Origin of the sequence: Shewanella sp. UCD-KL21 (genome assembly GCF_001957135.1) — a bacterium.
In the GTDB taxonomy this organism is placed as follows: Bacteria; Pseudomonadota; Gammaproteobacteria; order Enterobacterales; family Shewanellaceae; genus Shewanella.
Genome location: NZ_MPHK01000059.1, coordinates 1 through 1,089, shown reverse-complemented (window position 1 = coordinate 1,089; position 1,089 = coordinate 1). Strand labels below are relative to the sequence as shown.

Genomic DNA, 1,089 nt, shown 5'->3' with positions numbered 1-1,089 from the left:
AGTTTTCGTTTGGCGCAAAGCTATGGGTGCCATCACCATTGTCGGTCAGTACCCCGTCGGTGCCGGTGTAAGTGACTGAATCAATTGATAGGTCATCACCATCGATATCGGTAGCGCCAGCCAGTAGCTGCTCATCGGTAATGATGATAATGCCGTCTTCATTCATCTCGAATGCGACATCAGGTGCGACTGCGGCATCGTTGATTGGGTTAACGGTTAAATCAACACCTGTTGCTACTGTGGTAGTGCCATCAGAGACATCAAAGCTTAAGTCTAAATCGCCATTAAAGTCCGCATCAGGGGTGATGGTAAAGCTGCCATCGGGGTTAGCCACCACGGTAGCGTTATCGCCTACTGATAGGTTTTCAGCGCTTAGGTTGTCACCGTCAACATCAGATGCATTAGCAAGAAGTTGCTCTTGGCTGAGGGTAATTGAGCCGTCTTCGTCAACCGAGTAAGCGACATTACCATCAACCACTGGTGTGTCGTTCACTGCGATAGTTTCAATGCCTGCCGTTGTTGTGGCCGTTGCACCATCATCATCGATAACCACCACATCTAAGCTGATGTCACCGTTGAAGTTCTCGTTTGGTGAGAAGGTCACTGAGCCATCTTCATTGGTGATTAATACACCGTCGGTACCTGAGTAGCTCACACTATCAAGTGAAACCGTGCCGTCCACATCACTAGAGTTGGCCAGCAATTGCTCAGCGCTAATGGTGATTTGGCCRTCCTCGTTGACTGTGTAACTTGTGCTGCCTGCAACCGGCGCATCGTTGACATCGGCAACKGCGATATCAATGTTTGCTGGGGTCACAACGGTGCCATCGCTAACACCAAATTCTAATTGCACATCGCCATTGAAGTTTTCGTTTGGCGCAAAGCTATGGGTGCCATCACCATTGTCGGTCAGTACCCCGTCGGTGCCGGTGTAAGTGACTGAATCAATTGATAGGTCATCACCATCGATATCGGTAGCGCCAGCCAGTAGCTGCTCATCGGTAATGATGATAATGCCGTCTTCATTCATCTCGAATGCGACATCAGGTGCGACTGCGGCATCGTTGATTGGGTTAACGGTTAAATCAA

The 1,089-nt window shown here is 49.4% G+C and carries 1 protein-coding gene; it reads right to left on the bottom strand.

The window, feature by feature from the left end:
- A partial coding sequence (locus tag BM739_RS19830; RefSeq protein ID WP_139326944.1) for a cadherin-like domain-containing protein occupies nt 1–1,089 on the bottom strand: 1,089 nt, incomplete at both ends.